General features: G+C 67.1%; 22 protein-coding genes and 1 pseudogene. 13 read left to right on the top strand and 10 right to left on the bottom strand.

The genetic code is table 11. The features are described 5' to 3' along the window. The first annotated feature begins 84 nt into the window (after positions 1-84). On the top strand, positions 85-519 hold the full coding sequence (locus GUI43_RS14030) for a hypothetical protein (protein WP_112698971.1): 435 nt from the start codon (positions 85-87) through the stop codon (positions 517-519). A 58-nt stretch (positions 520-577) separates the two neighbouring features. Beyond that, positions 578-1,552 carry a hypothetical protein gene (locus GUI43_RS14025; protein WP_112583050.1) on the top strand — a complete coding sequence of 325 codons (975 nt, stop codon included), beginning with the start codon at positions 578-580 and terminating at the stop codon, positions 1,550-1,552. Between the two features lie 853 nt (positions 1,553-2,405). On the opposite strand, the gene GUI43_RS14020 is transcribed toward GUI43_RS14025, so the two are convergent. Next, positions 2,406-2,618 carry a GNAT family N-acetyltransferase gene (locus GUI43_RS14020; RefSeq protein WP_112583051.1) on the bottom strand — a complete coding sequence of 71 codons (213 nt, stop codon included), beginning with the start codon at positions 2,616-2,618 and terminating at the stop codon, positions 2,406-2,408. 585 nt (positions 2,619-3,203) lie between these two features. Here GUI43_RS14020 and GUI43_RS33850 point away from each other — a divergent pair. Continuing rightward, on the top strand, positions 3,204-4,280 hold the full coding sequence (locus GUI43_RS33850) for a cellulose-binding domain-containing protein (protein ID WP_167457738.1): 1,077 nt from the start codon (positions 3,204-3,206) through the stop codon (positions 4,278-4,280). 532 nt (positions 4,281-4,812) lie between these two features. Here GUI43_RS33850 and GUI43_RS14010 read toward each other — a convergent pair. After that, the gene (locus GUI43_RS14010) at positions 4,813-5,385 is read right to left on the bottom strand and encodes a hypothetical protein (RefSeq protein ID WP_146754547.1); all 573 of its coding nucleotides are present in this window, start codon (positions 5,383-5,385) and stop codon (positions 4,813-4,815) included. Positions 5,386-5,783: 398 nt separating this feature from the next. Between GUI43_RS14010 and GUI43_RS14005 the strand changes: the two genes are divergently transcribed. Then, positions 5,784-6,647, top strand: coding sequence for a hypothetical protein (locus tag GUI43_RS14005; protein WP_146754546.1), 864 nt, complete (start codon positions 5,784-5,786; stop codon positions 6,645-6,647). Between the two features lie 326 nt (positions 6,648-6,973). Here GUI43_RS14005 and uppS read toward each other — a convergent pair whose 3' ends face one another. Continuing rightward, positions 6,974-7,756 carry a polyprenyl diphosphate synthase gene (uppS, locus tag GUI43_RS14000; protein WP_309251444.1) on the bottom strand — a complete coding sequence of 261 codons (783 nt, stop codon included), beginning with the start codon at positions 7,754-7,756 and terminating at the stop codon, positions 6,974-6,976. Between the two features lie 622 nt (positions 7,757-8,378). Beyond that, a complete protein-coding gene (locus tag GUI43_RS33480; protein WP_146754545.1) occupies positions 8,379-8,588 on the bottom strand; it encodes a hypothetical protein in 210 nt (69 codons plus the stop codon). A 182-nt stretch (positions 8,589-8,770) separates the two neighbouring features. Between GUI43_RS33480 and GUI43_RS34245 the strand changes: the two genes are divergently transcribed. Both GUI43_RS34245 and GUI43_RS13985 read left to right on the top strand, forming a co-directional pair. After that, a complete protein-coding gene (locus GUI43_RS34245) occupies positions 8,771-9,049 on the top strand; it encodes a GNAT family N-acetyltransferase (protein ID WP_211326688.1) in 279 nt (92 codons plus the stop codon). Positions 9,050-9,386: 337 nt separating this feature from the next. Further along, entirely contained in the window at positions 9,387-9,749 is a 363-nt protein-coding gene (locus GUI43_RS13985; RefSeq protein ID WP_225855020.1) for a VOC family protein, read from the top strand. Between the two features lie 942 nt (positions 9,750-10,691). Here the strand turns inward: GUI43_RS13985 and GUI43_RS13980 are convergent. Next, positions 10,692-11,156: a barstar family protein gene (locus GUI43_RS13980; RefSeq protein WP_112583056.1), complete on the bottom strand. Its 465-nt coding sequence runs from the start codon at positions 11,154-11,156 to the stop codon at positions 10,692-10,694. Positions 11,157-11,355: 199 nt separating this feature from the next. On the opposite strand from GUI43_RS13980, the gene GUI43_RS13975 reads away from it, so the two are divergent. The 3 genes from GUI43_RS13975 to GUI43_RS13965 all read left to right on the top strand — a co-directional run bounded on the left by GUI43_RS13975 (position 11,356) and on the right by GUI43_RS13965 (position 14,231). Next, complete coding sequence (locus tag GUI43_RS13975) at positions 11,356-11,913, top strand: hypothetical protein (protein WP_112698969.1); 558 nt, start codon at positions 11,356-11,358, stop codon at positions 11,911-11,913. An 807-nt stretch (positions 11,914-12,720) separates the two neighbouring features. Continuing rightward, positions 12,721-12,846, top strand: a complete 126-nt coding sequence (locus GUI43_RS34910; protein ID WP_258398233.1) for a hypothetical protein — start codon at positions 12,721-12,723, stop codon at positions 12,844-12,846. 26 nt (positions 12,847-12,872) lie between these two features. Further along, positions 12,873-14,231: a low temperature requirement protein A gene (locus tag GUI43_RS13965; RefSeq protein ID WP_225855018.1), complete on the top strand. Its 1,359-nt coding sequence runs from the start codon at positions 12,873-12,875 to the stop codon at positions 14,229-14,231. Positions 14,232-15,113: 882 nt separating this feature from the next. On the opposite strand, the gene GUI43_RS13960 is transcribed toward GUI43_RS13965, so the two are convergent. Next, on the bottom strand, positions 15,114-15,356 hold the full coding sequence (locus GUI43_RS13960) for an acyl carrier protein (protein ID WP_112583061.1): 243 nt from the start codon (positions 15,354-15,356) through the stop codon (positions 15,114-15,116). Positions 15,357-15,767: 411 nt separating this feature from the next. Here GUI43_RS13960 and GUI43_RS13955 point away from each other — a divergent pair, with 411 nt between their 5' ends. Both GUI43_RS13955 and GUI43_RS34240 read left to right on the top strand, forming a co-directional pair. Continuing rightward, entirely contained in the window at positions 15,768-16,304 is a 537-nt protein-coding gene (locus GUI43_RS13955; RefSeq protein ID WP_211326687.1) for an HflX-like GTP-binding protein, read from the top strand. Between the two features lie 114 nt (positions 16,305-16,418). Then, complete coding sequence (locus tag GUI43_RS34240) at positions 16,419-16,577, top strand: GTPase (protein ID WP_211326686.1); 159 nt, start codon at positions 16,419-16,421, stop codon at positions 16,575-16,577. Positions 16,578-16,582: 5 nt separating this feature from the next. On the opposite strand, the gene GUI43_RS13950 is transcribed toward GUI43_RS34240, so the two are convergent. Together GUI43_RS13950 and GUI43_RS13945 are read right to left on the bottom strand one after the other, a co-directional pair. Then, entirely contained in the window at positions 16,583-16,927 is a 345-nt protein-coding gene (locus GUI43_RS13950; protein ID WP_373861041.1) for a cyclic-phosphate processing receiver domain-containing protein, read from the bottom strand. A 201-nt stretch (positions 16,928-17,128) separates the two neighbouring features. After that, entirely contained in the window at positions 17,129-17,686 is a 558-nt protein-coding gene (locus GUI43_RS13945) for a DUF4240 domain-containing protein (protein ID WP_170158727.1), read from the bottom strand. Positions 17,687-18,577: 891 nt separating this feature from the next. Between GUI43_RS13945 and GUI43_RS13935 the strand changes: the two genes are divergently transcribed. Both GUI43_RS13935 and GUI43_RS13930 read left to right on the top strand, forming a co-directional pair. Continuing rightward, positions 18,578-19,150 carry an RNA polymerase sigma factor gene (locus GUI43_RS13935; protein ID WP_112583064.1) on the top strand — a complete coding sequence of 191 codons (573 nt, stop codon included), beginning with the start codon at positions 18,578-18,580 and terminating at the stop codon, positions 19,148-19,150. Next, positions 19,147-20,292 (top strand): hypothetical protein, encoded by a 1,146-nt coding sequence (locus GUI43_RS13930; protein ID WP_146765904.1) that lies wholly within the window; start codon positions 19,147-19,149, stop codon positions 20,290-20,292. Before GUI43_RS13935 ends, GUI43_RS13930 begins: the two co-directional genes overlap by 4 nt. Before the next feature lie 147 nt (positions 20,293-20,439). Here GUI43_RS13930 and GUI43_RS13925 read toward each other — a convergent pair. Together GUI43_RS13925 and GUI43_RS13920 are read right to left on the bottom strand one after the other, a co-directional pair. Further along, positions 20,440-20,712: pseudogene (locus GUI43_RS13925) on the bottom strand (helix-turn-helix domain-containing protein); the annotation flags it as partial. A 454-nt stretch (positions 20,713-21,166) separates the two neighbouring features. Next, positions 21,167-21,760, bottom strand: a complete 594-nt coding sequence (locus tag GUI43_RS13920; RefSeq protein ID WP_112698983.1) for a carboxymuconolactone decarboxylase family protein — start codon at positions 21,758-21,760, stop codon at positions 21,167-21,169. Positions 21,761-21,982: the final 222 nt, after the last annotated feature.

Here is a 21,982-nt window from a genome sequence, read left to right as displayed (position 1 = left end):
ATCTGATCCCTGCCGATGACGACACGGGATACCGACGCCACCGATCCCGACGCCGCTACGGCTACGCCGTCCCAGGTACCTCGCATGATCGTGCTTATGCTGGCCAACCTGGCCCTGAGCGTCCTGCTCGCCGGTCTGATGCTGGTGTTCCAGGAGCATCTGCTGGACTACCAGGTTGCCCACCTCGATGTGCCAGCCGGCACCGACCTGGTTACCGCTCGGGAGGAGTTGCGCTCCTCGGTGTGGTCGCGGGTGCTGCCCGTGGCGCTGGTCGCGTTCGCTTACCTGGTGGTGGTCGGCGGGCTGCGGTCGGGCCGGCGTAAGGCGTACCGGCAGGTGATCTTCATTTCGGTGATCGTGCTGCTCGGCACCGGGCTGACCCTCTTTCAGCCGTTCCCCTGGTGGGTGCGGGCGGTCAACGTCGCGAAGGCGCTCGTGGTGGTCGCGCTGCTCTTCCTTGCCAGCCGCCCCGAGGTCCGCGGTTGGTTTCGGCGCGACCAGCCAACCCGACGTGGTTGATCGACTCGGGTAAGGCGCAGCCATTCCCGTCGGCCGGCGAACTGCGGAGGACGTGGCGATGACGGTTGACTGGACTCGGCTCGGGCACGCGTACGGCCGGGCGATTGACACCCCGGGGCACCTGGCCGCGCTGGAGTTCGGTGACGCCGAGGCCCGGGAGGCCGCGCTGGACCACCTCGACATGGCGGTCCTGCATCAGGGTTTCCCGGAGACAGCTACCGCGCCGGCTGTTCGGGCCGTGACCGCACTGCTCGCCGAGGGGCGAGCCCACCTGGACACCGTGGAGTCGCTTTTGGAGTTCCTCGGCGACGCGGCTATGAGCGTGATCAACCTTTCTGACGATCGTTACTTCGCGGGGATACTGCCGGACCTCGCTGATGCCGTCGCGCAGGCTTACCCGGTGGTGCTTCCGCTGGTCACGGCGTCCCCGCCGGACCGCGCGTTGTTCCGCGCGGAGAACCTTGTGGCGATCGCCCGGATGCGGTCCCTGGCGGATCGGCGGGAGGAACTGGCGGTGCTCCTTCTGGAGTGGTCGGAACGCGGTGCCGGGCCGCAGGCGGAGTGGCTGCGCTTCCTCGGCCAGTTCGGCGTTGACCTCCGCGACCGGCTCGTCGACCCGGATCCGGCGGTCCGGCTCCGGGCCGCGCTGGTTCACGAGGATGACCCGCGCGGCCGTGAGGTCATCCTGGCCGCGCTGGCTGAGCCACCACCTCTGGGAGTGCACGAGTTCGCGCTCGTCGCCGCGGCGATCCGCGTCGCCGCTGACTTCGACGAGATCGCCACGGCTGCTTGTCAGGTGGCCAGTCGGGACAGTTGGGCCGGCTTCGGCGACGGCTGGGGTGCGTTGGTGCGGTTCGCGTTCCCCGAGCCGTACGCGACGAGCCGGCCCCTTACTGAACCGCAGCGCGCGTTGGTTCGGGCGCTGGTGACCAACGACGAGCTCTGGGACTCGACGAACGGAAGTTGCGGTCTCGTCTTCAAGCAGGCCGGATTACCGCGCAGCCGGAGTGCGTGCCGCCGGCTCGTTGGGTGACCACCCTTTAAGACCAACATTCGGATCTGCCCGGCGACCCAGCCACCCCGATATGCCGCCGGCCGTGCGCGCTGCGCCTCGGCGCCCCGGCTGCGGTTGACTAACATCGGCCTCGCACTGCTCGCTGGAGACGTGCCGAAGCGGTGCCCACGGCGTCTGGGCGACGCCAGGGCCACGGGCCCGGGAATGAGGGGCAGGGTGGGAGCAGCCGGGTGTCTTGAACGGCGTTGAGCTGCATCCAATAGCGCACAACGGCGCTCAACCGCACCGCCCCCACCTGCGGCTTCTCGTTTCTGCAGGTCAGAGTGGGCGCAGCATCCTGTTTCCCGCGGAGTGCTCTGCGGTTCTAGACCGCGATCGTCAGTGCTCTATGTCGCCTGACAGGGCGGTATGCGCAGGTCAAGGAGGTAAGGAGTCGTTGGTTGGCCTGGCCTTGCAAATGGGAGCAGATTGGATGCAGGTTGGCGAAGTGGTCACCGCGTCCGAAGTGCTCACCGACGCCGTGCATAGACGAGGGCTCTGACCTACGGTGATGCGCTCAAGCGGTGCGGTGTGACCTCCCAGTGGATACCGAAGAGGTCAAGTCTCCAGCCTCCCGACTGGCTGGTGCCGGCTGTTGAACTTGGGCCTGTCGGAGCCAAATCACGAGGCCAGCCCGTATCAATGCGCGGCTGTGGCTGTCGTCGCGGTGGCGTCGGTACGGATCCCGCGAGCTGAGACCCAGATCCCACTGGCGAACCTATGAGCAGGGCTTCCTGAACGGTGACCTCTTCGGCGGCACCGAGGATATCAGCCATGTTGCTTTCGGTTATCCAGTCGGGGACGTTCGGTCATGCCGACGAGGGTGCGTGGATCAGGCACTTCTGGGCTCTGGTATGTACGCGGCCGCGACGGGTGTGCGTACTGTCCATCCGAGAGCTCGATAAAGACGGTGACCGTCGTCAGTAGCGACCAGGACACCGGTGTCCGCGTCGAGTCGGAGGGCGTGCGGCGCGAGCGAGCGCATGACCACGTTGCCCAGTCCGCGGCTCCGGTGTGCAGGTGCGGTTTCGACCTGGTCGACGATCCCGAATGCGTCGGCGGTCGTGAGCCTGCCGGACGCGGCGACCTACCCCTCAAGGTCGAGAACGATAGCGGTGACAACATCGCCGGAGGTCTGAAGCCGTGCGGTGTACGGCGATGGAGGAGTTGTGTCGGAATCGGCCCGGTAGGTCGTCGTCATGAGGTAGCCGGTGTCGGCCAGCTTCCACTGTGGCGGGAGAGCGGCACCGGCGCCCACATCACGAGGGTGCCCCGCGCTGTGGCTCGGGGCTGACTGATGGCCGTCGGTCTGGTGATCTGCCCACTCGCCGTCCACGTTGCGAAGTCGCGTACCCGGCGCTCGGTTTTCTGCGGGGACTTGGCCGCCCACTTCGTTGCGTTCTTTGACGCGAAGTCGTCCAGGACCTGGCGGTCAGTCGCGGTCCAGGCGGGAAGCTGCGCTATCCACTCTTCTGCCTGCTCGGCGCTGTGGCCGCTACCGATCAGCCATGGGTGGGCTGTCCGTTGTCCTGCCGGCGGCAGGACTGCCGTGCGTGCCTTGACAGGAAGGCGGAGCAGCAGGACAGTCGACATATTCATAGACGTCTAACTATTTACGGCGAGGTGTGCCATGCGGAAGTCGCTGACTGCTGTGGCCGCCATCGCTGTTGCCATGATCGCGATGATGGCCGCGATCTCACACGCCAGTGCGGCGAACGCGGCGGCCGGGTGTCGGGTGAACTACGTCGTCACCAGCCAGTGGACCGGTGGCTTCCACGCCGACATCGCGGTCACCAACTTGGGTGACCTAGTCAACGGGTGGACGCTGCGGTTCGCGTTCCCTGCAGTCGACCAGCGGCTCACGCAAACCTGGAGCGCCACCTGGGCCCAGGCGGGCCAGCAGGTCAGCGCGACCAATCTGGGCTGGAACGCGACCCTGGGCACCAATGGCTCCGCGAACATCGGTTTCGTTGGCGCCTGGTCGGGCAGCAACCCCATACCGGCGTCGTTCACGCTCAACGGCGTCACGTGCACCGGCGGCGTCCTGCCCAGCGTGACGCCGACCCGGACGACCACACCGCCGGTCGCTGACTACCCGGCGATCGTCACCTGGCTCAGCCCGACCGCCGGCGCGGTGTACACCACGCCGGGAACCGTCCCGCTGGCGGCGACCGCGACCGTGGGAGGCGGACACAGCATCACCTCGGTGTCGTTCCGGGTGGACGGCGTCACGGCGGCCCGGGGGGTGAGGACGACCGGTGACCGGTACGAAGCGCTGTGGACACCACCGATCGGCGAGCCCGGCACCAGCACCACCTTCGTGCTGTACGTCTCGGCCGGCACCGACCAGTCGCTGCCTGGCGCTGCGCCGCCGCTGCTGGTCACGGTGGTGACGCCGGCGTCCACCGGCACCAACCACCCGCCGGCGGCGGCGCTGAGCACCCCCGGCGGGCAGACCTACTTCCTCGAACCGACGACCGTCACGCTGGTCGCCGACGTCGCCGACACCGATCCCGGGGACCTCGTCACCCGGGTGGAGCTTTACCTCGGCGCAACCCGGCTGGCCGTTACGCCGACCAACAGCGGACAGCGCTACCAGTTCCAGACGGCCCTGTCGGCCGGCACGTCGTCCACCTTCACCGTGCGGGTCCACGATTCCCACGGCGGCCTCGGCATCTCGAACCCGCTGACCTTCACCATCCGTTAGCGCCTCGGCCCTCCGTTAAGGGCTGACCAAGGTCCTTCCACTGGCCGTCGATACGTTTGCGAGTCGGCACGGCGCTCTGGGTCAATTCGACCAGGCCATCGGGGTTGGCGGTGACCGTCGTGGTGGGTGAACCTGCGGCGGTCGCCTCAAACAGCTCGCTGGAGCTTTGGCGTTGCGGGTGAGCTTGCTGGAGTCCGCCGTAGTTCCGTCATTCGAGACACCGATCCCACGGGCAGTGCCCTGACCAGGACCTTCAGGCTGGAGACCTCTTTGGCGAACCCGAAGACGTCAGCGCTGGCACCCCATCGAGGCGGTTGGGCGGCGTCCGCGTGTAGTCGATGACAGGATGCCGGAGCCGGCGTGGCGCCGAACCAAGCCGGCGACTCAGTCCTGCGGTCACCCATCGACTGGCCTCACCGACCTATGGGGCGATGCCACACAGCAGCTTCGCGAGTCTGGGCACCCTCATTGCCCAGTCACGCTGCCCCTGGCCGAGCAGGCCGGCCCTCTCAAGATGGCCGGCCTCCCCGCGTCACGCCGCCGCTCGGCTCATCGCGGCGCTGGCCAGCCCGTTCAATGTGGTCAGGTCGGCCGCCCCCAGGTACGAGTCCGACATCATGACCACCACCACGTAGTGGCCGACCGCGGCGGCGACATAACCGACGTAGTGGTCGCCCTCGTCGTAGGTGCCGAGGAACAGCACCGTGTCCGGCCCGAGGTGGTCCTCGGCGACCGGGTCGAAGCCCTCCTCGTCGCCGCCCGCCCCGCACCGGGCGAGTTGCGCCTTCAGCTCGGTGATGTACGTGTGTGCCCCATCGCCGCGGTACCGGGCGACGTTCTCGTAGATCCGAAATCGGGTACCGAGATCGGCTGCCTGCGTGCGGTTCACGACCGGCTGCGGCACCGGCGTGTCCGCGCACGGCTGGGGTAGCAGCGACCACACCAGCCCGTCCTCCACCGGCCCCGGCACGGTCCCGCCGAGATCGTCCGGTTGCAACATGACCCGGTCAGGGATCCCCCGTGGCCGCTGCTGCGCCGCCGCCGGCCCGCTCGCCGACACCAGCCCCAGGATCACGGCCGTCATCACCATCAGTGTCCTTCGCATACGAACCATCCTCTACATCGCTGGCAACCGATGGATGGGCGCGCGTACCCAGCTCTCCCTAAGTACACGTACTCCTCACCCGAGTGGGAACCTGGTGCCGGGCCGTAGAAGTTCATCGGTCTGACGTTGCACCCGGGGGCGCACGTGCGTGCGGTGTCGCTCCTGTGACGGACGGGCCGACTGTCCCGAGCGGTCTGCGCGTGCCCAACCTCGGCGGGCGCGGCTCGGACAACCCGCACATGTCCCCCGAACTCGGCCAGAGCCACCTCTCTCGAGGGTCGACCGGGTGTTACATGCTGTCTGGTATGTGGTCACCGGACGATCACCGCTCCCGATCGAGGACCCGACGCGACGAGCGGGGACGGGTCATCGTGGACTCCTGGACCGACCCTCTCGCTGTGGCGTTCCTGGCCGAACTCTGCTCGCTGATTCTGCTGTTGCTGGCGCGTCTGACTCTCTCCGGACGTGCCGCGTCGGTAGTGACCGGCGTGCTGGCGGTGGTTGTTTACTGGGCCTTGCCCTACGCCTATCTCGGACGGGAGCACTCCGTTCGTGAGGACAGAAGTCTCCTGGGGCAGGTACGGATACATGACGCGTTGAGCGTCGGGGACGTTCCGACCCACCCATGGTGGTGGAAGGAGGGCGGCAATCCCGGCAGGCCGCTGATCCGCCTGGCCGTGCTGGCGACAGTGCCGGTCAGTATCGCGTCCGTGGCCTTCCACGGCTGGGTGATTAGCACGGCTACGACGATCCTCCCGGACCACTATTCGTATCTCCCCGTCGAGGACGGCGACCTGCCTACGCTGCTGTGGGGCGTGGGTTGGCTTGCGTCCTTCGGCGTATTGTTTTGGGCCCGTTCGACGCGACGCAGAGCCTTCCGGGCCGCCGTTGACGCCCTGGTCGAGCGGGAGAACCTCGACCCCCACCTGTCGGAACGGGACCACCTCCACCGGGAGACGACGGAGCTGAAGCGCCAGCGAGCAGAGCTCGGCAGCATCCTGAAGAGCCTGCGAGAGACCGACGACGCAGCGCGTTCCGAAGGGGTGCCCCTGGGCCTCAGAATCACCCTGGATCGTCTTGTGCGGCTGACCGAAACGACGCTCAGCAGCACCGACGTAATGTTGAAACGAGACCAGGAGACCACCGAGCGAGCTGATGCCGAGAGGCGGCAGAGCATCCGCCGTGAGCGTTGGATGCTCGTCATCGGAGTCCTCGCCGGTCTGCTCCTCGCCATCCTGAGCCACCAGGTGGGGCTTACCTGAGGCGCGGGATCACTTCGGTCAGCTCCAGCCGTATGTGAGGTCATGGTAGGCGCGGCTGCCGCAGCTTCTCGCCTAGATAAACTCTTCAGCGATGATTTTCGCTGGAAGTTGCGGCCGTCCCATTGGTGCGGTCCCGGCGGTGACGCGGCCCCTCGCTGACCTAACGGCGATCATGGCCCGGATCTCGCTCGACGCTGTGGTGGGGCGACTGCCGTGGGCGGATGAGTCGATCACTACGGGGCACATGACCGACGAAACTGCGCAGCCTGCGCCGCCGCGAATTGTGGACAGCGTCGAGCCGGTCATCGCTGGCTATGTGGAGCTGGTCACGCTCCGAATCGTCGGCTGCGGGCCGAGTAGGAGCGCAGGGCGCGGAGGAAGTCAATTTTTCGGAAGCCTGGCCAGTACACGTCGCAGAAGTACAGCTCGGAGTAGGCGGCCTGCCAGAGCAGGAACCCGGACATGCGGCGTTCTCCGCTGGTACGGATGACGAGATCAGGGTCGGGCTGACCGCCGGTGTACAGGTGCGCCGCGAGATCGTCGGCGGTTAGCCGCTGCGCGACGTCTTCCAGTGTGGCGCCCGCCTGTGCTTCCTGTTCGAGGAGAGAACGGACTGCGCTGACGATCTCCTCGCGGCCGTCGTAGCCGATGGCGACCGTGAGGTGGAAGTCGGCACCGCGTTCACGTGTGGCGTCTTCCGCGAGTTTCAGTGCGTGTCGTGTCGAGTCGGGTAGGACGTCGGCGCGGCCGGCCAAATGGAGCTGCCAGGGGTTGGACGGACGGAGAAGCGGCTCCGCGACGACCTCCTCGATCATCCGCATCAGGTTCTCGACCTCTTCGGATGCCCGCTTACGCATGTTATCGACAGAGGCGACGAACAGAGTGACGTGATGAATGCCCATATCGGCGCACCAGGCCAGTACCTCGTGGATGTGCTCTGCGCCGTACCGGTGGCCGACTCCAGGGTCATTGAAGCCCGCCTGCCTGGCCCACCGGCGGTTCCCGTCCATGACCATGGCTACGTGCCGTGGCAGCGACTTACCGCCGAGCTGCGTGCGGAGGCGGTGCGCGTAGAGCCGGTAGGCGGCACGGCGTAGGGGCTGCATCATGATCAAATGAAATCACCTCATCGACGCTGGCGTTGGCCCGGCTGCTCATTCATCAGACGACTCCCAGCGGGCTGAGTAGCCACCGAAGTAGCCAAGGCGGGGTGCCCGGCCGGAACACCCCGTACTTCGGCGACACCGCCAAGCAGTGCCGGGCGAGGCTGAGGTACGTCTGGCCGATCCTGGCAGCGTGGGGCACACAGGGGGCACAAGACACTGTCAAACGTCGCCGGCCAGCGACCAACAATGGCAGCCTGAGACGCCCCGTGAGCAGGTGCCGAGGACCACTCCCGCTGGTGGCGGCGTAGCGGCTCCAAGTTCCGCTTCAACTCAACCGGGCACGTTGGCTGGCAGGCCAGCTGGTGTCAGTGCAGGAACGTGAAGAGGCTTCCCGCAGTATCCAAGGGCTGCGGCGAAGTTTCGAACCGGTGCACGCCGACAGAGAATCGAACGTCGTCCGGAGCGTGGAATGCCTGCTCCACGAAGCCGGCATCCCGAAGCCACTCCCGTACTGCTGGCGTCAGGTCCGAGTCCCGCCGCGCCCTGGTCCAGATCACGGTGGCACCCTCAGCACACAGCCGGGGCAGGGCGGTGTGGGCGCTCATCTAATTGGCCCGGGTTCGGCTCATGGAATTGACCTGGTCTCCGGGCAGGAGTGCCACGGGTTGGTGGTGGCGGGTTGTTGCCACTCGTCGATGTCGTCGGGCCAGGGTGCGGGACGGCCGTCGTCATCCCAGAAGCCGGTCTCGATGTTGTCTCTGAAGAGAGCGGTATTACGTGCGGCGCGTTCTTCGGGGTCGGGGATGGCAGGGTCATCGTTGATGTGGGAGTTCATGGTGCGGTCTCCGGGGGCACGGGTAGGGCAGCTGGGCGTGGCCGCAGACGTCGATCTGGTCCGAACGTTGCGGCCTCGGAGCTTTGATCGAGTTGGGGCGTTGGACGTTCTGCTAGCGTGCGCGGATACAAGATCTTGGATCTGTGGCTTGGCCGCCTGAGCCGATCAGGACTGAGAGGCTCGTGCTTCGTGAGACCGAGGCCCGGGACCGTGCGGCGTTCATCGAGCTGCTTGCCTCGCCAGAGGTGCATACCTATCTCGGCGGTCCGCGCCCGAGCGACGTGCTTGAGGGCGAACTGCCCGAGGTGCCCGAGCAGTGGCCGGGACGTTTCGTCGTCGACCTCGACGGAATGATGATCGGCCAGATCCTGCTCAGGAGACCGGCCAGGCACCGCCCGGCTGCTATGGGGAAGGTCGATCTCGGTTACCTGTTTCTGCCGCGGGCGTGGGGACTCGGGTAGGCCGTCGAGGCGTGCGCGGCGGCACTCGGCTGGCTTGACCATGTCCTTCCCGGTGAGCCGGTGGTGCTCGCCACCCAGACCGCTAACGTCGGCTCGATGCGCCTTGTGGCGAAGCTGGGGGTTACCGAGGTAGAAAGGTTCCATTCCTGGGACGCCGACCAGTGGCTCGGCATGCGGTCCCCGGTCACGCCGTCCAGTTGAGTTGCACCGGAACCGCCGGGGGTACCGGCTCGTCCGCCTGTGTCGCCAGCAACTCGGCCAGCGGCGACGTCCGCTCATAGCCGAGATGAGTGCGCCCCAGTGGAGCGGGCTGCGCATCGTCGCTATGGTCGGTGTCGTGGAGACACTGGGCCGACTTGCCGGAGTCACGGTCGACTGCCGGGATCCGCAGCGACTGGCTGACTTCTGGTCCGTGGTGCTTGGAGGACGCGTGACGGAGTCTCTTCCCGGCTGGCGGCGCGTCACTGTCGCCGGGGGCGGCCCGGTGCTGACATTCCAGCCGGTCCCGGAGACCAAGGCCGGCAAGACGCGACTACACCTCGACATCGCCGTTACCGACGTTGACGAAGCGGTCGATCGGATCGGGATGTTGGGCGGGCGGTGGACAGGTGAACGGCATGACTACCAAGAGGGCGCAGTCCTCGTCATGACCGACCCGGAGGACAACGAGTTCTGCGTCGTGCAGTACTACCGGGTGTGATCTGGTTAGGCTTTCGACCGAGCATCCGAGACCTGCTGATGGCGTCGTACGCACCGTCGTCGTTGCACACTGATCACAAGCGGCCGCGAGAGTGTGGAGCCGTCGACGCACTCTTCTGCTGCTGACAATGCGCGGCGATCGTGAGCGTACTTCCCGATCAACCGATGCGGCTGTGGGGGCCAGCGCTGGTGCCAGCCAAAGCACTGGCCGGCAGCTTACGAGCGGTCTGCGGTCGGCGAGCCGGTGCGAGCCGGGTTGGGGGAGCAGGTTGGGAGCAGCGGGGTGCCTGAACGGCCGTGAACTGCGTCCAACGGCATCGAACGGCGCTCAACCGCACTCCACCCCTACCTGCGGCTCCACGTTCCCGCAGGTCAGAGTCGGTGCGGCGTCCTGTTTCACCGCGGAGTGCTCAACGCCACTGGACGGACTTCAACGGTTCTCTATCTCGCCTGATGGAGGAGTGTGAGCAGGTCAGGGCGGTAACGACCTGGTGTGGTGGTTGGGCCTTGCGTTGGAAGCAGATTGGGTGCAGCTCGGCGAAGTGGTCACCGTAGCGAAGAGGTCACCCAGCTGTGTCCTGGCCAGGTCGCTGAGCCGCAGCGCTGGTGCGCTCCGGAGCGGTTGACCTCCCAGTAGACGTCGAAGTGGTCAGGCGTCGCTGCTCCGGGCGGCGGGCGCCGGCCGGTGTCTCGGGTCGCCTAACGTCACGCCCGTCGGTGTGCTGCAGGTCGAGGTGAAGCGTTGGGAGGGCTTGCTGGGGCACGCCGTGGTTCCGTCATCTGAGGCACGGATCCCACGGGCAACGCCCTGACCAGGCCCTTCAGACTGGAGACATCTTTGGCGAATCCGGAGAGGTCAGCCTGGTGCTTCCGGTCATCAGTCGAGCGACGCTCGCTCATGTCGATGAGCGGTTGGCAGGCGGCGTAGCGAGTATCGGCGATCTCACCGCGTGTTAGAGACTGCGCAGGCGATCTCCCGCCGCAACAGAGCCGCCTCGTCGTCGCGGTCGCATAGCAGCAGCACCTTGAACTCTGGCTTGCCGAACGGGAACGCCCAGTGCTGAACGGCCTGCGACAGGATCTGGAACAGCGTGTGCCGATCCTCGGCATTGCTGGACAGCAACCGGGGCGCGTTCTCGACAACGATCAGATACCCGTCCGCGGGCAACCAGTTCAGGTCACGAAGACAGTCGGACAACGCGTTCCAGTTCCAGCCGAAGTAGCCGGGAAAGAGCAGCGCGTCGGAGAACTCGTAGAAGGTGTGGTCCGCGTCCGTCATCCTCGTTCCGTCGAGCCGGGCGACGACGAACCTGCCCGTTGCCGGTAACACCGCCGCCAGCTCGACCAGACCACTGCGCGAGCAGACCGCCAGCTGATCAGTGGAGCCGTTCCACCAGCTACTTATCATTCAAGCCCACCACGGTTGACGTAATTCCACGAGCTCAGCGGCCTCGCGTACGCCGTGTCTTCCATGGGCTTCAGTCTGCCTGGGAGCCAGCACTGCACGACGGGCAGGCCTCGACCGAACACCGGATCTGCCGCGACCAGCGCGGCGGCGGCACAGGTAACGGGTGGACGCAGCATGGTTCGGCCACACAGACTGAGCCGTGACCTCTCGGGACATTCCGCTGCCGCTAGGCGAGGTCGGTTGGCTGTTCCCCGCCCTGGCAGATCAGACGGAACACGACCGCGTTCGTCAGCTTCTGCAGTCCGCCGACGAGACCCTCTTCCGGGTTGGACAGCGACTGGGTGCACGATCCGACGCCCAGCTCTGGGGCGTCACCCTGAACCGCTTCCGCTATCAGCGGCTCGGACCCGAACCGGAGTTCCTGGTCACGATACTGGCGGGCGAAGGGGGATCGAATCAGATCTGGGTGGACGTTCTCTGCGCCCCGGCGGGCAGCATGCCCTACCACCGCCCCGGACCGCCATGGCAGGTGCACACCACAATCTCCCTCAGCTGTGACTCCGACCCCATCGGCTGCAGCGGCCACCAGGTCGACGCCCATACCAGTACGCCGGTCGAGACCCCGCTCGATACCGCCACCGAGGTACACGCCGCAACCCAATGGCTGCTACAACGACTCGCCAACGAGAGCGAGGACTCCCTCCGAAAACACGACCCGAATTGCGGTCACCCGCCCGCACCTCGACGCCACGACTGACACAAACCGCGCATCATCACACCGGCCTGCCAAAGGTGGCCCAACGGATGCGGCGGCACCCAGGGCAAAGCCGGTGCTCATCGGGGCAACACCACTCACCTCGCCGTCCGGATCTGCCCGCCGGCTGTTCGCTCTGCGCCTCCGCGCCCCGGTCGCGTTGACTAAACGTCTGCCGCGCACTGATCGATGAAGACGTGCCGAAGCGGAGTCCCAAGGCGCCTGGGCGACGCAAGGGCCACGGGCCCGGGAGTGGGGGAGCAGCGTGGGAGCAGCCGTGTGTCCTGAACTGCCTTGAACTGCGTCCAACGGCGTCGAACGGCGCTCAACTGCACCCACCCCTACCTGCGGCTTCACGTTGTCGCAGGTCGGAGTCGGTGCGGCGTCCTGGTCAGAAGTTGCCAGGTCGTAGGCCACTGCCGCCTGCGTGTTCTCCGAAGCGGCCATCAGGTGGTCCTGAAGAAAGTACCGGTTCAGCTCCAAGTCGTAAGTGCCGTCAAGTGCGATGAGGCACGGCAACCGGTCGGGGATGTCTTCCTCATCCAGCCAGGACTTGATCTGTCCGAGCGGTAAGGCCAGCAGGAGAGGTCTTGGCGCCTTCGGAGTGAGCAGTCGTCGGCGGGTGAAGTGGACCCTCCACCCCAAAATTCGGCACCGATGTAGCTTAAGCGGACATCGTTCGCAAGTACATAATCCTGGGCCACGTGGATTCGCGGCCACTGGTCCACCGAAAACAAGATCCACTGGGAGCGGGACGTCACCTACGACGAAGACCGCTGCCAGATTCGCACCGAAACCGGGCCGGAGGTCATGGCCGCCCTACGCAACGCCGCCATCGGCGCCCTCCGCACCGCCGGAATCGCCAACATCGCCGCCGCCAACCGACATCACGCCCGCGACAGCACCCGGCCCCTGGCCCTACTCGGCATCACCTGACGACTTTACCGGGGCCCTGAGCGGGCATGACGCTCGATTCAGACTCACCCAAACTGCTTGGCCCACCCGCCACGCCGCGTCAGCTCGTCACTCGTTGCGAGAACCCTGGGCATCGTCTTGTCGGCACTGGGAGGCGCGGCAGCATGGTACGACTGCTTCAACGCTGCCACGAAGCCGACAGAACGGGCGAGCCGATGACGACGAGCAGGGCGGGCGAGCTGATGCGCACGCCTGAGGATCCGCAGATGGCAACGTTCCTGGAACTGTTCTACGACCTGGCGTTTGTCTTCGCGCTCACCCAACTCTCGCACGCGCTGATCCAGGATCTCACCTGGAGCGGCGCCTTCCAGACGCTGTTGCTGCTGCTGACCCTGTGGCGGGTCTGGTTCAACACGGCGTGGATAACCGACAGGTTCAACCCGCAACAACCGGCGATACAGCTGCTGGTCATCGCGAATTTGGTGGGCACCCTGGTGATCGCGATCGCGCTGCCCGACGCGTTCGGCAGCCAAGGCCTGGTCTTCGCAGGGGTATTCGTCGCCCTATTCATCGGCACCAACATCTTCCTTGTGACCGCCCTGCGGGGCCACGCACCGCGACGCACCTCCGCGCGGATACTGTTCTGGTACGGCGTGGCCGCCGTGCCGTGGATCGCCGGTGCGCTCTCGCATGGGACGGCGCGTGTGGCGCTGTGGACACTCGCGGTGGCCCTGGACTACGCCGCATACGCGCTCTACTACCCCACGCCGAGGATCGGCCGCACGCCCCCGTCGGATCTGCCGGCCATGGCCGAACACCTGTCCGAGCGCTACCGGCAGTTCTACATCATCGCGCTCGGCGAGCTGATCCTGGTCACCGGGCTGACGCTTCGCGACACCGCCTTCACGCCCGACCGGACCGCTGCGTTCCTCGTGACGATCGCCACCACCGTGCTGCTGTGGCGGATCTACATCTACCGCGCCGGGGAACTGGCGGCCGCAGCCATCAAAACGGCCCCCGACCCGGCCCGCCTTGCCGGATCGACGTCATACGCCCACCTGGTCATGGTGGCCGGCATCGTCGTCACCGCCGTCGGCGACGAACTCGTCATCACCCACCCGTTCGGACATACGCAACCGGCCTGGATCGCCGTCATCCTCGGCGGACCCGCACTCTTCCTCGCCGGGCGTGCCGGCTTCGAGTACGCGGTCTTCGCCCGCGTATCCCGGGATCGGCCGATCGGCCTGGTCGTGATGGCTGCCCTGACACCGGCGATGCTCCTCCTGCCGCCGCTGCTGGTCGCCCTCGCCCCCACCGCAGTCCTCGCCGGTGTCGCCATCTCCGACGCCACTCGCGCTCGAGCACATCCAGCCGAACCACCGTCGCCACCAGGCGCACCATCGTGACAGGTCGCGGGCAGCTACCCCCCCGGTCCAATCCACACAGAATCCCGGCCGGCCGCCGGCTGTGCTCCGGCAACTGATGCGCGACACATCTCCGCCAGGTGATGCGCAACCGCGCGATGAAGCTAGGGGCACATCAGTGCGCCTCGGGACGTGCGGATCTAGCCGATGACAGGTTGTCAGTCGGTGAGTGTCATCGGCCGCTGAGCGCACGAATCCGAGCCTCTGATGCGCGGGGCGGTGCTCGTGTTCGCGCGGAGGTCTACCTCCGCACGGGCGCGTTCGGCCTGGGTCTGCGCGATCCCGCCGGTGACTACCGCTGGGTCGGCTCCAGCGTCGAGGGCGGCGCGGTAGCGCTCCAACTTGGCGTCGCACTCGGTGCTGATCGTCTGAGCTGCTGTGCCGCTGCGGGCGGATGATCTAAGGGTTGGGCTTCGGTCTTCGCGGTGATCGTTTGTTCGATGTGTCCGGGTGGGCCGGCCTGAGTCACCCAGGCGGAGCAATCAACCGCCGTCCGTCTTGAAACATCGCACCTAGCGGGTATCCGGATCTGCCGCTGACAAGGCTCGGCGATCGTGGGCGTGCTCCCCGGTCGACCGATGCGGCTACGGGAGCCAGTGCTGGTGCCAACCAAAGCACTGAGCCGGCAGCTCACGATCGGCCGGCAGCCCGTTTCGGGGGAGCAGGTTGCGAGCAGTGCCCTGAACGGCCTTGAACTGCGTCTAACGGCACCGAACGGCGCTCATAGGCGTGCTGCAACCCAACGAGCACAACCGTTGCCAGGGCGCGTGCGGGGGATCAGTCAGCGTACTGTCCGACTCGGTCCGCGTGAATGGGCGTCTCCGCAGTCTCGGCGCTATCTGAGCCTGCGGAGACGCCGGTGGTTCAGCCGTTCTGCGGGCTGGTGTTGTCCGTGCCGCCGAGGCGGGCCAGGAACTCGTGGCACTTGTGGGCACGCGCGGAGTCCTCCGCCATGACCTGCTCGAAGAACGACGCAATCTCGTCTTGGCCGGCGTTCTTGGCGTCGCGGACGTATTGCCCGTAGTCGTGCCCCGCTTTGAGCGAGTGGTACTGCACGGAGATGAGGTCGAACGTCACGTCGTCGAAGCCGGTTTCTCCGGTAGCCATGTGCTCTCCTTCCCCTCAGGGCCGCGTTCGCACGCGTCGTCCAGTAGTCCTACCCATGCGGACGTCGTGCACTCCCCAAACCTCATGCCACGGCGGTGGCGCACTCCAATGCCGGCAGTCATGACGGTCTCAGGCTCTGCCGAAGACGGCACCGCTCTCTGAGCGCGGAGGGCGGCGGTGCTGTCTGCCGGCCCGTTGTCGGGCCCGTTCTTGAGACCATCTCGCTGCCGGGGAGGGGGGCGTACGCCTCGTGCGTGGGGGACTGGTGCCGGCGCCACCAAGGGCCGACGCGGCGATCGCGGCGCAGTCGACCAGCCGGGCTGGGAGCGGGTGGCCGGCATGGTCGCTTCCGGCGGGGATAGGTGACACGCACCTGAGACGAGGTGAGGTGGCACTAAGGCCGGATCGTGGTTGCTGGGGCCGGACACCGGTGGCCAGGGCGAGCGCCCGACGGCGGTTCTGGTGGTGGTACGTGACGACGGCGCAGCCGACAGTAGTCCCGGCTCGCAGACCTCGCTGACCGAGCTGCGCCGGCTCGCCGCCACCGACGGCCTGACCGTCGCCGACGAGGTGGTGCAGAGGCGGCCAAACCCCGACCCGGCGACCTACGGCGGCTCCGGCAAGGTCGACGAACTGGCCGCGCTGGCCGAAAGCGCACACGCCGACCTGGTGATCGCCGACGGCGAACTGACCCCCGGTCAGGTACGCAACCTGGAGGAACGCGTCGGCGTACGGGTGGTCGACCGCACCGCACTGATCCTCGACATCTTCGCCGAGCACGCCCGCAGCAGCGAGGGTCGCGTACAGGTGGAACTGGCGCAGATTGCCTACCGGTTGCCCCGTCTGCGCGGCAGGGGCCGCACGATGTCCCGCGTCGGCGGCGGCCGGACGGCCGGGGGCGCCGGCATGGGTGTCCGGGGTCCCGGTGAGATGCGGCTGGCAACGTAGCGCCGCACCCTGCGCCAGCGCGCCACCCGACTACGCCGCAACGCCTCCGAACTCGCCCGACGGCGCGAGCGCACCCGCACCCGCACCCGCCGCGCCCGTAACCAGGTGCCCTCGATGTCGATCACCGGCTACACCAACGTCGGCAAATCGGCGCTGCTCAACCGGCCGACCCGCGCCGACGCCCAGGTCCATGACGTGCTGTTCGCCACCCTGGACCCGACCGTCCGTCGGATCAGCACCGGCGATTTGACCTACACCGTCACGCGCGTTTGAGCCGGTCAGTTCACTGCTTGGCCGTCGAGATAGCCGACCTCGGTTGAGCCCGACGCGACACGGACGTAATACCCCCAGCGTCTTAGGACCAGGGCGACCTTCGCGGCGCCCGCCGGGTTGGCGGAGTGGACGTTGATGACACCGACGTCAAGGGGGCGTTTGTCGAAGGCCGCCCGCTCCAGGACCTCCACGACCGGCCAGATCGTGTCATCCCCGCCGAGGTCATGGTCCAGCCACAGTTCATCCAAGCGCCGATCCCGGTACCGACCGAGTAGTTCAACTCCGGCGTCGCTGGTGCGGGCCACCTCGGCGATACGGCCATCCACAAACGAACGCAGGTCATCCACCATGACGATCGTTCGGCGGGCTTCCACACGATGATGATGCCTGCTGGCAGACCCTTTCGGTGGATCCGAAGATGTTAGTCATGGTGCTCCCAGTAATCAGCCGGGCGACGTCCGCTCATGTCGACGAGCGCGTGTGAGACCCGAGGTAGTCGACCGTCTGCCTTCAGGTGTTCAAAAGTGGCCCGTCTGCTGCGTGTCCGAGGCTCAGCGCATGGATGGGAATAGCGCACTGAGCCGCGGGAGGCGCCGGTCCATCTCGGTCTCGTCGTCGAAGGCCCACCGGTCCCCGGTGGGCGCCGGGTCTTCCGGATAGTCGTGGTGGAGTGCCCGCAACGCGTCGATGATGCCCTCGCTCTCACCGGTCGCTGTGTCATACGCCTGACGGCTGACATAGTTGAGGGCCTCCCACTCCGGCCAGTCATCGTCGGTCCACTGGTCCGCCCTCATAGTGGCCAGCCGGCGCACCTGCGGGACCTCGGCGAGCGCGTCGGGGTCGGCGGTGAGGCGGTCGAAGCTGTCCCGGCCGAGGCTGACAAGCCACGGTAGGAAATACCAGAAGCCGTCGCCGGAGCACAGTCCGGACGTGATCCGATATGCGGCGGCCCACATCGTCCACGTCTCGGCCCGGCGACGCGCCGCGGTGAAGGCGACGTCGAACTCCACGATCTCGGCCGGCGTCCGGGCCGCGAGCCGACACTCGATCCACCCTGCCCGGTCCGCGTGCCCCGCAGAATCCTCGATCAAGGACCAGAAGTCACTCACGCCGGGACGATAGCTTTGGCCAAGAGGCAGCACCCCGGCGGGCTCAGCGAGCCTTGAAACCCTCCCCAACCGGCGCTACTGCATCGCGTCCATTCATATCTCGGATCAACCGACATCGACCTCGTAGCGGTACGTCAATGGCTCGACCACCGAGACGACGCCGATCGACCGGCCGCGCACGGATCTGCCGCTGATAGGACGCCGCGTCCGTGACGGTGCTTCCCAGCGACCAATGTGGGCGCGGAAGCCAACGCTGGTAACAGCAAGGTCTAGGGGTGCCAGCTCACGATCAGTCGGTGGTCACCGGTCTGGCCCGAGCCGGTTTGGGGGAGCCGACTGAGAGCAGCCGGATGCCCTGAACGGACTTGAACTGCACCCAACGGCGTCAAACGTCGCTCAGGTCAGCACGCCCTAGGTGTTCTGCCCAGCGAGGTTGGGGACGCGGCTGACGGGTGGGACACGAGTGCGGTCTGGTGCCGGTGGTGATTGTAGGCGTGGAGCCAGGCGGGTAGGGCCGTCCAGAGGGGTAGGGCCACTCGTCGGGCGGTCTCGGATCGGTAGGCCCGGTCGTCGCGCCCAAGTCGGGCGAGCCGCCATTTCTCGGCGCCTCTGGCAGCCCCGTCGAGAACCAGATCCAGCCCTGAAACGGCGGAGAGACTGTCGATGTGGGGTGGCAGCCTCGCTGCCGCGACGCTGCTTCTACCTCCCGACATCGACCCTCGGCCCTGGCCTGGGCGCCACGCTTGGGCCCAACGCTGACCGCGCCGCAGCCGCTCATGCTGCCCAGAGGTCGCTATTGGGCGACCGCTTGCCGTCGGACCTCGGGGCCTGAACACTTTCCCGCCTGATCGGCAATGACAGGTTGAAGCGCCGACTTTGCCGAGGAGGGCCATGGCTTCGGATGCGGATTTGATAGGCCGGTCGCTGGATGGCGATGTCGACGCCTTCGTGGAGGTGGTCGAGCGTCATGAGGCCGCTGTCGGTTTGTACCTCGTTCGCCGGGCGGGGCGGGATGCGGCTGAGGACCTCCTGGGCGAGGTTTGGGTTGCGGCGTTCGAGTCGCGGCGGTTGTACGACCGGTCGTACAACGATGCGCGGCCGTGGCTGTACGGGGTGGCATTGAATCGCTTGCGGCGCTACTGGCGGTCCCGGCCGGCCGAGGACCTGGTCGCGGACGTACCGGACGTGGCTACTGGGTGGGATCCGTGGTCGGCGGTGGACCTCGGCGTGGACGCCCGGGCGGTGCTCCGGTCGGCCCTGACGCGGCTCAAACCCGAAGAGCGGGAGGTCCTGAGGCTCGTCGCCTGGGAGGACCTGACCGCAGCCGACGCCGCGCGGGCACTCGGCATACCGGCCGGCACCGCGCGGCGGCTGCTGAGCCAGGCCAGGACGGCATTGCGCGACGCGCCGGGAGTATCCGCGCTTCTGAAGGACCGCAACAGCGCGAAGGAGAGACACCGATGACAGACGAGCTCGATCTGGTCGGTGCGTTGGGCAGCGCAGAACCACTGCGCCCGGAGGCGTATCAGCGGGCGCGGGCGGTGCTGCGGGCGGCTATGGCCGACCCCGGAACCGTGCGGCTGCTGGGCGCGATATCAGCGGAGGACACGACTATGGAGGCGACTTCAACCATGGAAACGACGACAACCACGCGGGACCACGAATCCAGCCCGGCGATTCAGCGCCGCCGCCGGATCGGTATCGCGGGCCGACTGGGCATCGGTGCCGGGGTGGGGGTTGCCGCCGCGGCGGCAGTCGTCGCTGTGGTGCTCAACTCGCCGGCGACCGGGGGCTTGGAGGCCGGCAAGGATTCGTCGGCCGCCACCTCGGCTTCGACCACCGTCGACGGGTCCGCCGAGCGCGCACCGCTGATGACCCTGGCCGGGTCCATCACGACGGTCACCCCGTCGGCGGGCGACGCGTGGCTGGTGAAGGCGACGCAGGTCCACGGCACCAAGACCATGCAGGTCGTCTACACGCTGTACACCGACGGTCACGCGATCTATACGGGCAACAGCGTGCAGGACATCAAGCGTTCGATCGCCCGTCACCAGGACCAGATGACGGACGGCGGCTACGCTCCGCTCCTCAAGGCAGCCGTCGCCGCGGCGGACATCAGCCCGGCCGACGGCCGGACCCAGATGCTCAAGGCGGCCAAGGATCCGCTGGTGGGCCTCGACCCCGCAGCGCAGAAGGCGGTGTGGGACAAGCAGCAGGCGGCCGCCCAGGTGATCATCAAGCAGAAGGGCGGCAACGCCGAGCCGAAGCCGTACAGCCCCCAGGCCGTTCAGCGGCACTTCGACAACGCCCTGTGGACGTTCAGCACCCAAGCGCTGTCCGCTGGCGACGGCAACACGCAGGTCCGGGCCGGTGTGTTGCGTCTGCTGTCCACCATCTCCGCGGTCAGCGTCAAGAACTCGACCACCCACGGCAAGGCCACGCTGACGATCACCGCTGGCCCCGAGGTGTTCGGCGGCGGGGTCAGCGAGGTGCTGACCATCGACGCCAAGACCGGCATGCTGGTCAAGGACGTCTCCACCGTGCCGGGCCTCCCCCAGTCCTCCACGACGTACGAATCCTCCCGCGTGACGAAGGCCGACCTGTAGGCCGGGAACTCCCACCCGCCAGCATTCCGGCAGACGGGCGTAACGCGCCCGGCGTTCGGTAACGGTGCGGGCCGCCTTCAGGCGGCCCGCACCGTTTTCTAGTTGTTCGCACGGCCGAGGGTTGTGTGCACCCGGCGGAGTAGTACGCCTCTGATCGGCGACGCGGTCGATCGGGATCAGGATGCCACCCAGGATTGCGTACGCCAGCTGGCGGATCCCGCTTATCGCGGTTTGTAGGTCGTCGGTGTCTGCGTCGAGCAGGGTGATCGCCTCGCGGACGTAGCTCCAGGCGGTGGCCACACCGATGTCGAACCCGGCGGCCAAGCGGGTGAAGGTGTCGCCGTTACGCAGGTGAGCCAGAGCGAGCAACGCCTGAGGGCAGGGCTCCAGGCGCCGCCAGCGGGATCGTCGCTGCTGACGGGTGGATACGGATCAGATTGGTGGCTTGACGCGGAGATCGTGGGCGTGCTCTCCCGGATCGACCAATGCGGTCGCGGGAGCCAGCGCTGGTGCCATTCACAGCACTGGGCCGGCAGCTGACGATCGGTCGGCGGTCGCGGTGCTGTCCATCATCCGGATACGGCTCGCCGCCACGGACAAGAGGCACGCCGGGATCCTCGCGATGCATCCGCAACGCATGATCAAATAACGACAAGTGGGGTCCGAGCAGTCCAGGCTCGGGAGTCACGCTCACCGGCGGACAGAGGACTCTATTCTTTCGATCATTCCCGGATCACGCCAGGCGCTTTACCCGACCAGCAACCCCGCGCCGGATTGGTTGACCTCCCGGCCAATTGCTGGACGCTCCTGCAGAGCGACTGGCCCGGCCGCGGTGCTTACGTGTCGAAACCGGAAACAGGACTCGATGCGGGGATCACGCTTGTCTGTGCTCAGACAGTCGGTGATCCGGTTGGTTCGGGTCGCCCGTCGGGCGGTAGCCGAACTTGACGATCCGGCGTGCGGAGTCGGTGTAGGCCTCCTGCCCATCGGGCGCGAAGGCGCCGAGGCCATCGACGTAACGGTTGTACATGCAGAACGCGGCGGCGATCAGGACGCTGTCGTGAATCTCCAGGTCGGTGGCGCCTTCCGCGCGAGCGTTCGCGACCATCTCGGCGGTGACGCTGCGGCCGTCGACCTGTACCGCGCCCGCGATGCGCAGCAGCGCGCGTAGCTTGGCCGGGATCGGGGCGGTATCGAGGTCGGCGCGCACCTGGTCGACGAGGGTCATACCCTGCTCAAGCTGCATTGCGGCGGAGGCCGAATGCGACGCGCAGCAGAAGGTGCACTCGTTGAGCCCGGAGACGTATGCGGCGATCAGTTCGCGCTCGCCGGCCGGGAGCGAATGCGGGGTGCGCAGCAGTACCTCGGCCAGCTCGCTGAGCGGCTTGGACGTTTCCGGGCGGTACCGCATGAGGCCGGTGATGCCGGGGAACCGGGTCTCGTCGACGCCGAGATCGATGTGTGCCATGGTCTTCTCGCCTTTCAGGCATGGGCCGCGGCCCAGTCGGACGTTGCCTCTGCCGATCACGCTGGCCAGCACGGGGGCGCGTGACCGATGCTGCGCAGCGTCGCCCGAGGCCCGTTGACACCGGTCCGGGACACCGTCGTCACGCCGATCACGCTCTCGCCAGGTCCACCGGACGGAACGTTCCTTCGTGCTCTCCGTAGCTCGTGACGGGTCGATCCGGGC

It is taken from the genome of Micromonospora noduli (assembly GCF_003264365.1).
Classification (GTDB): domain Bacteria; phylum Actinomycetota; class Actinomycetes; order Mycobacteriales; family Micromonosporaceae; genus Micromonospora; species Micromonospora noduli.
This window is presented reverse-complemented; position numbering and strand designations above follow the sequence as displayed.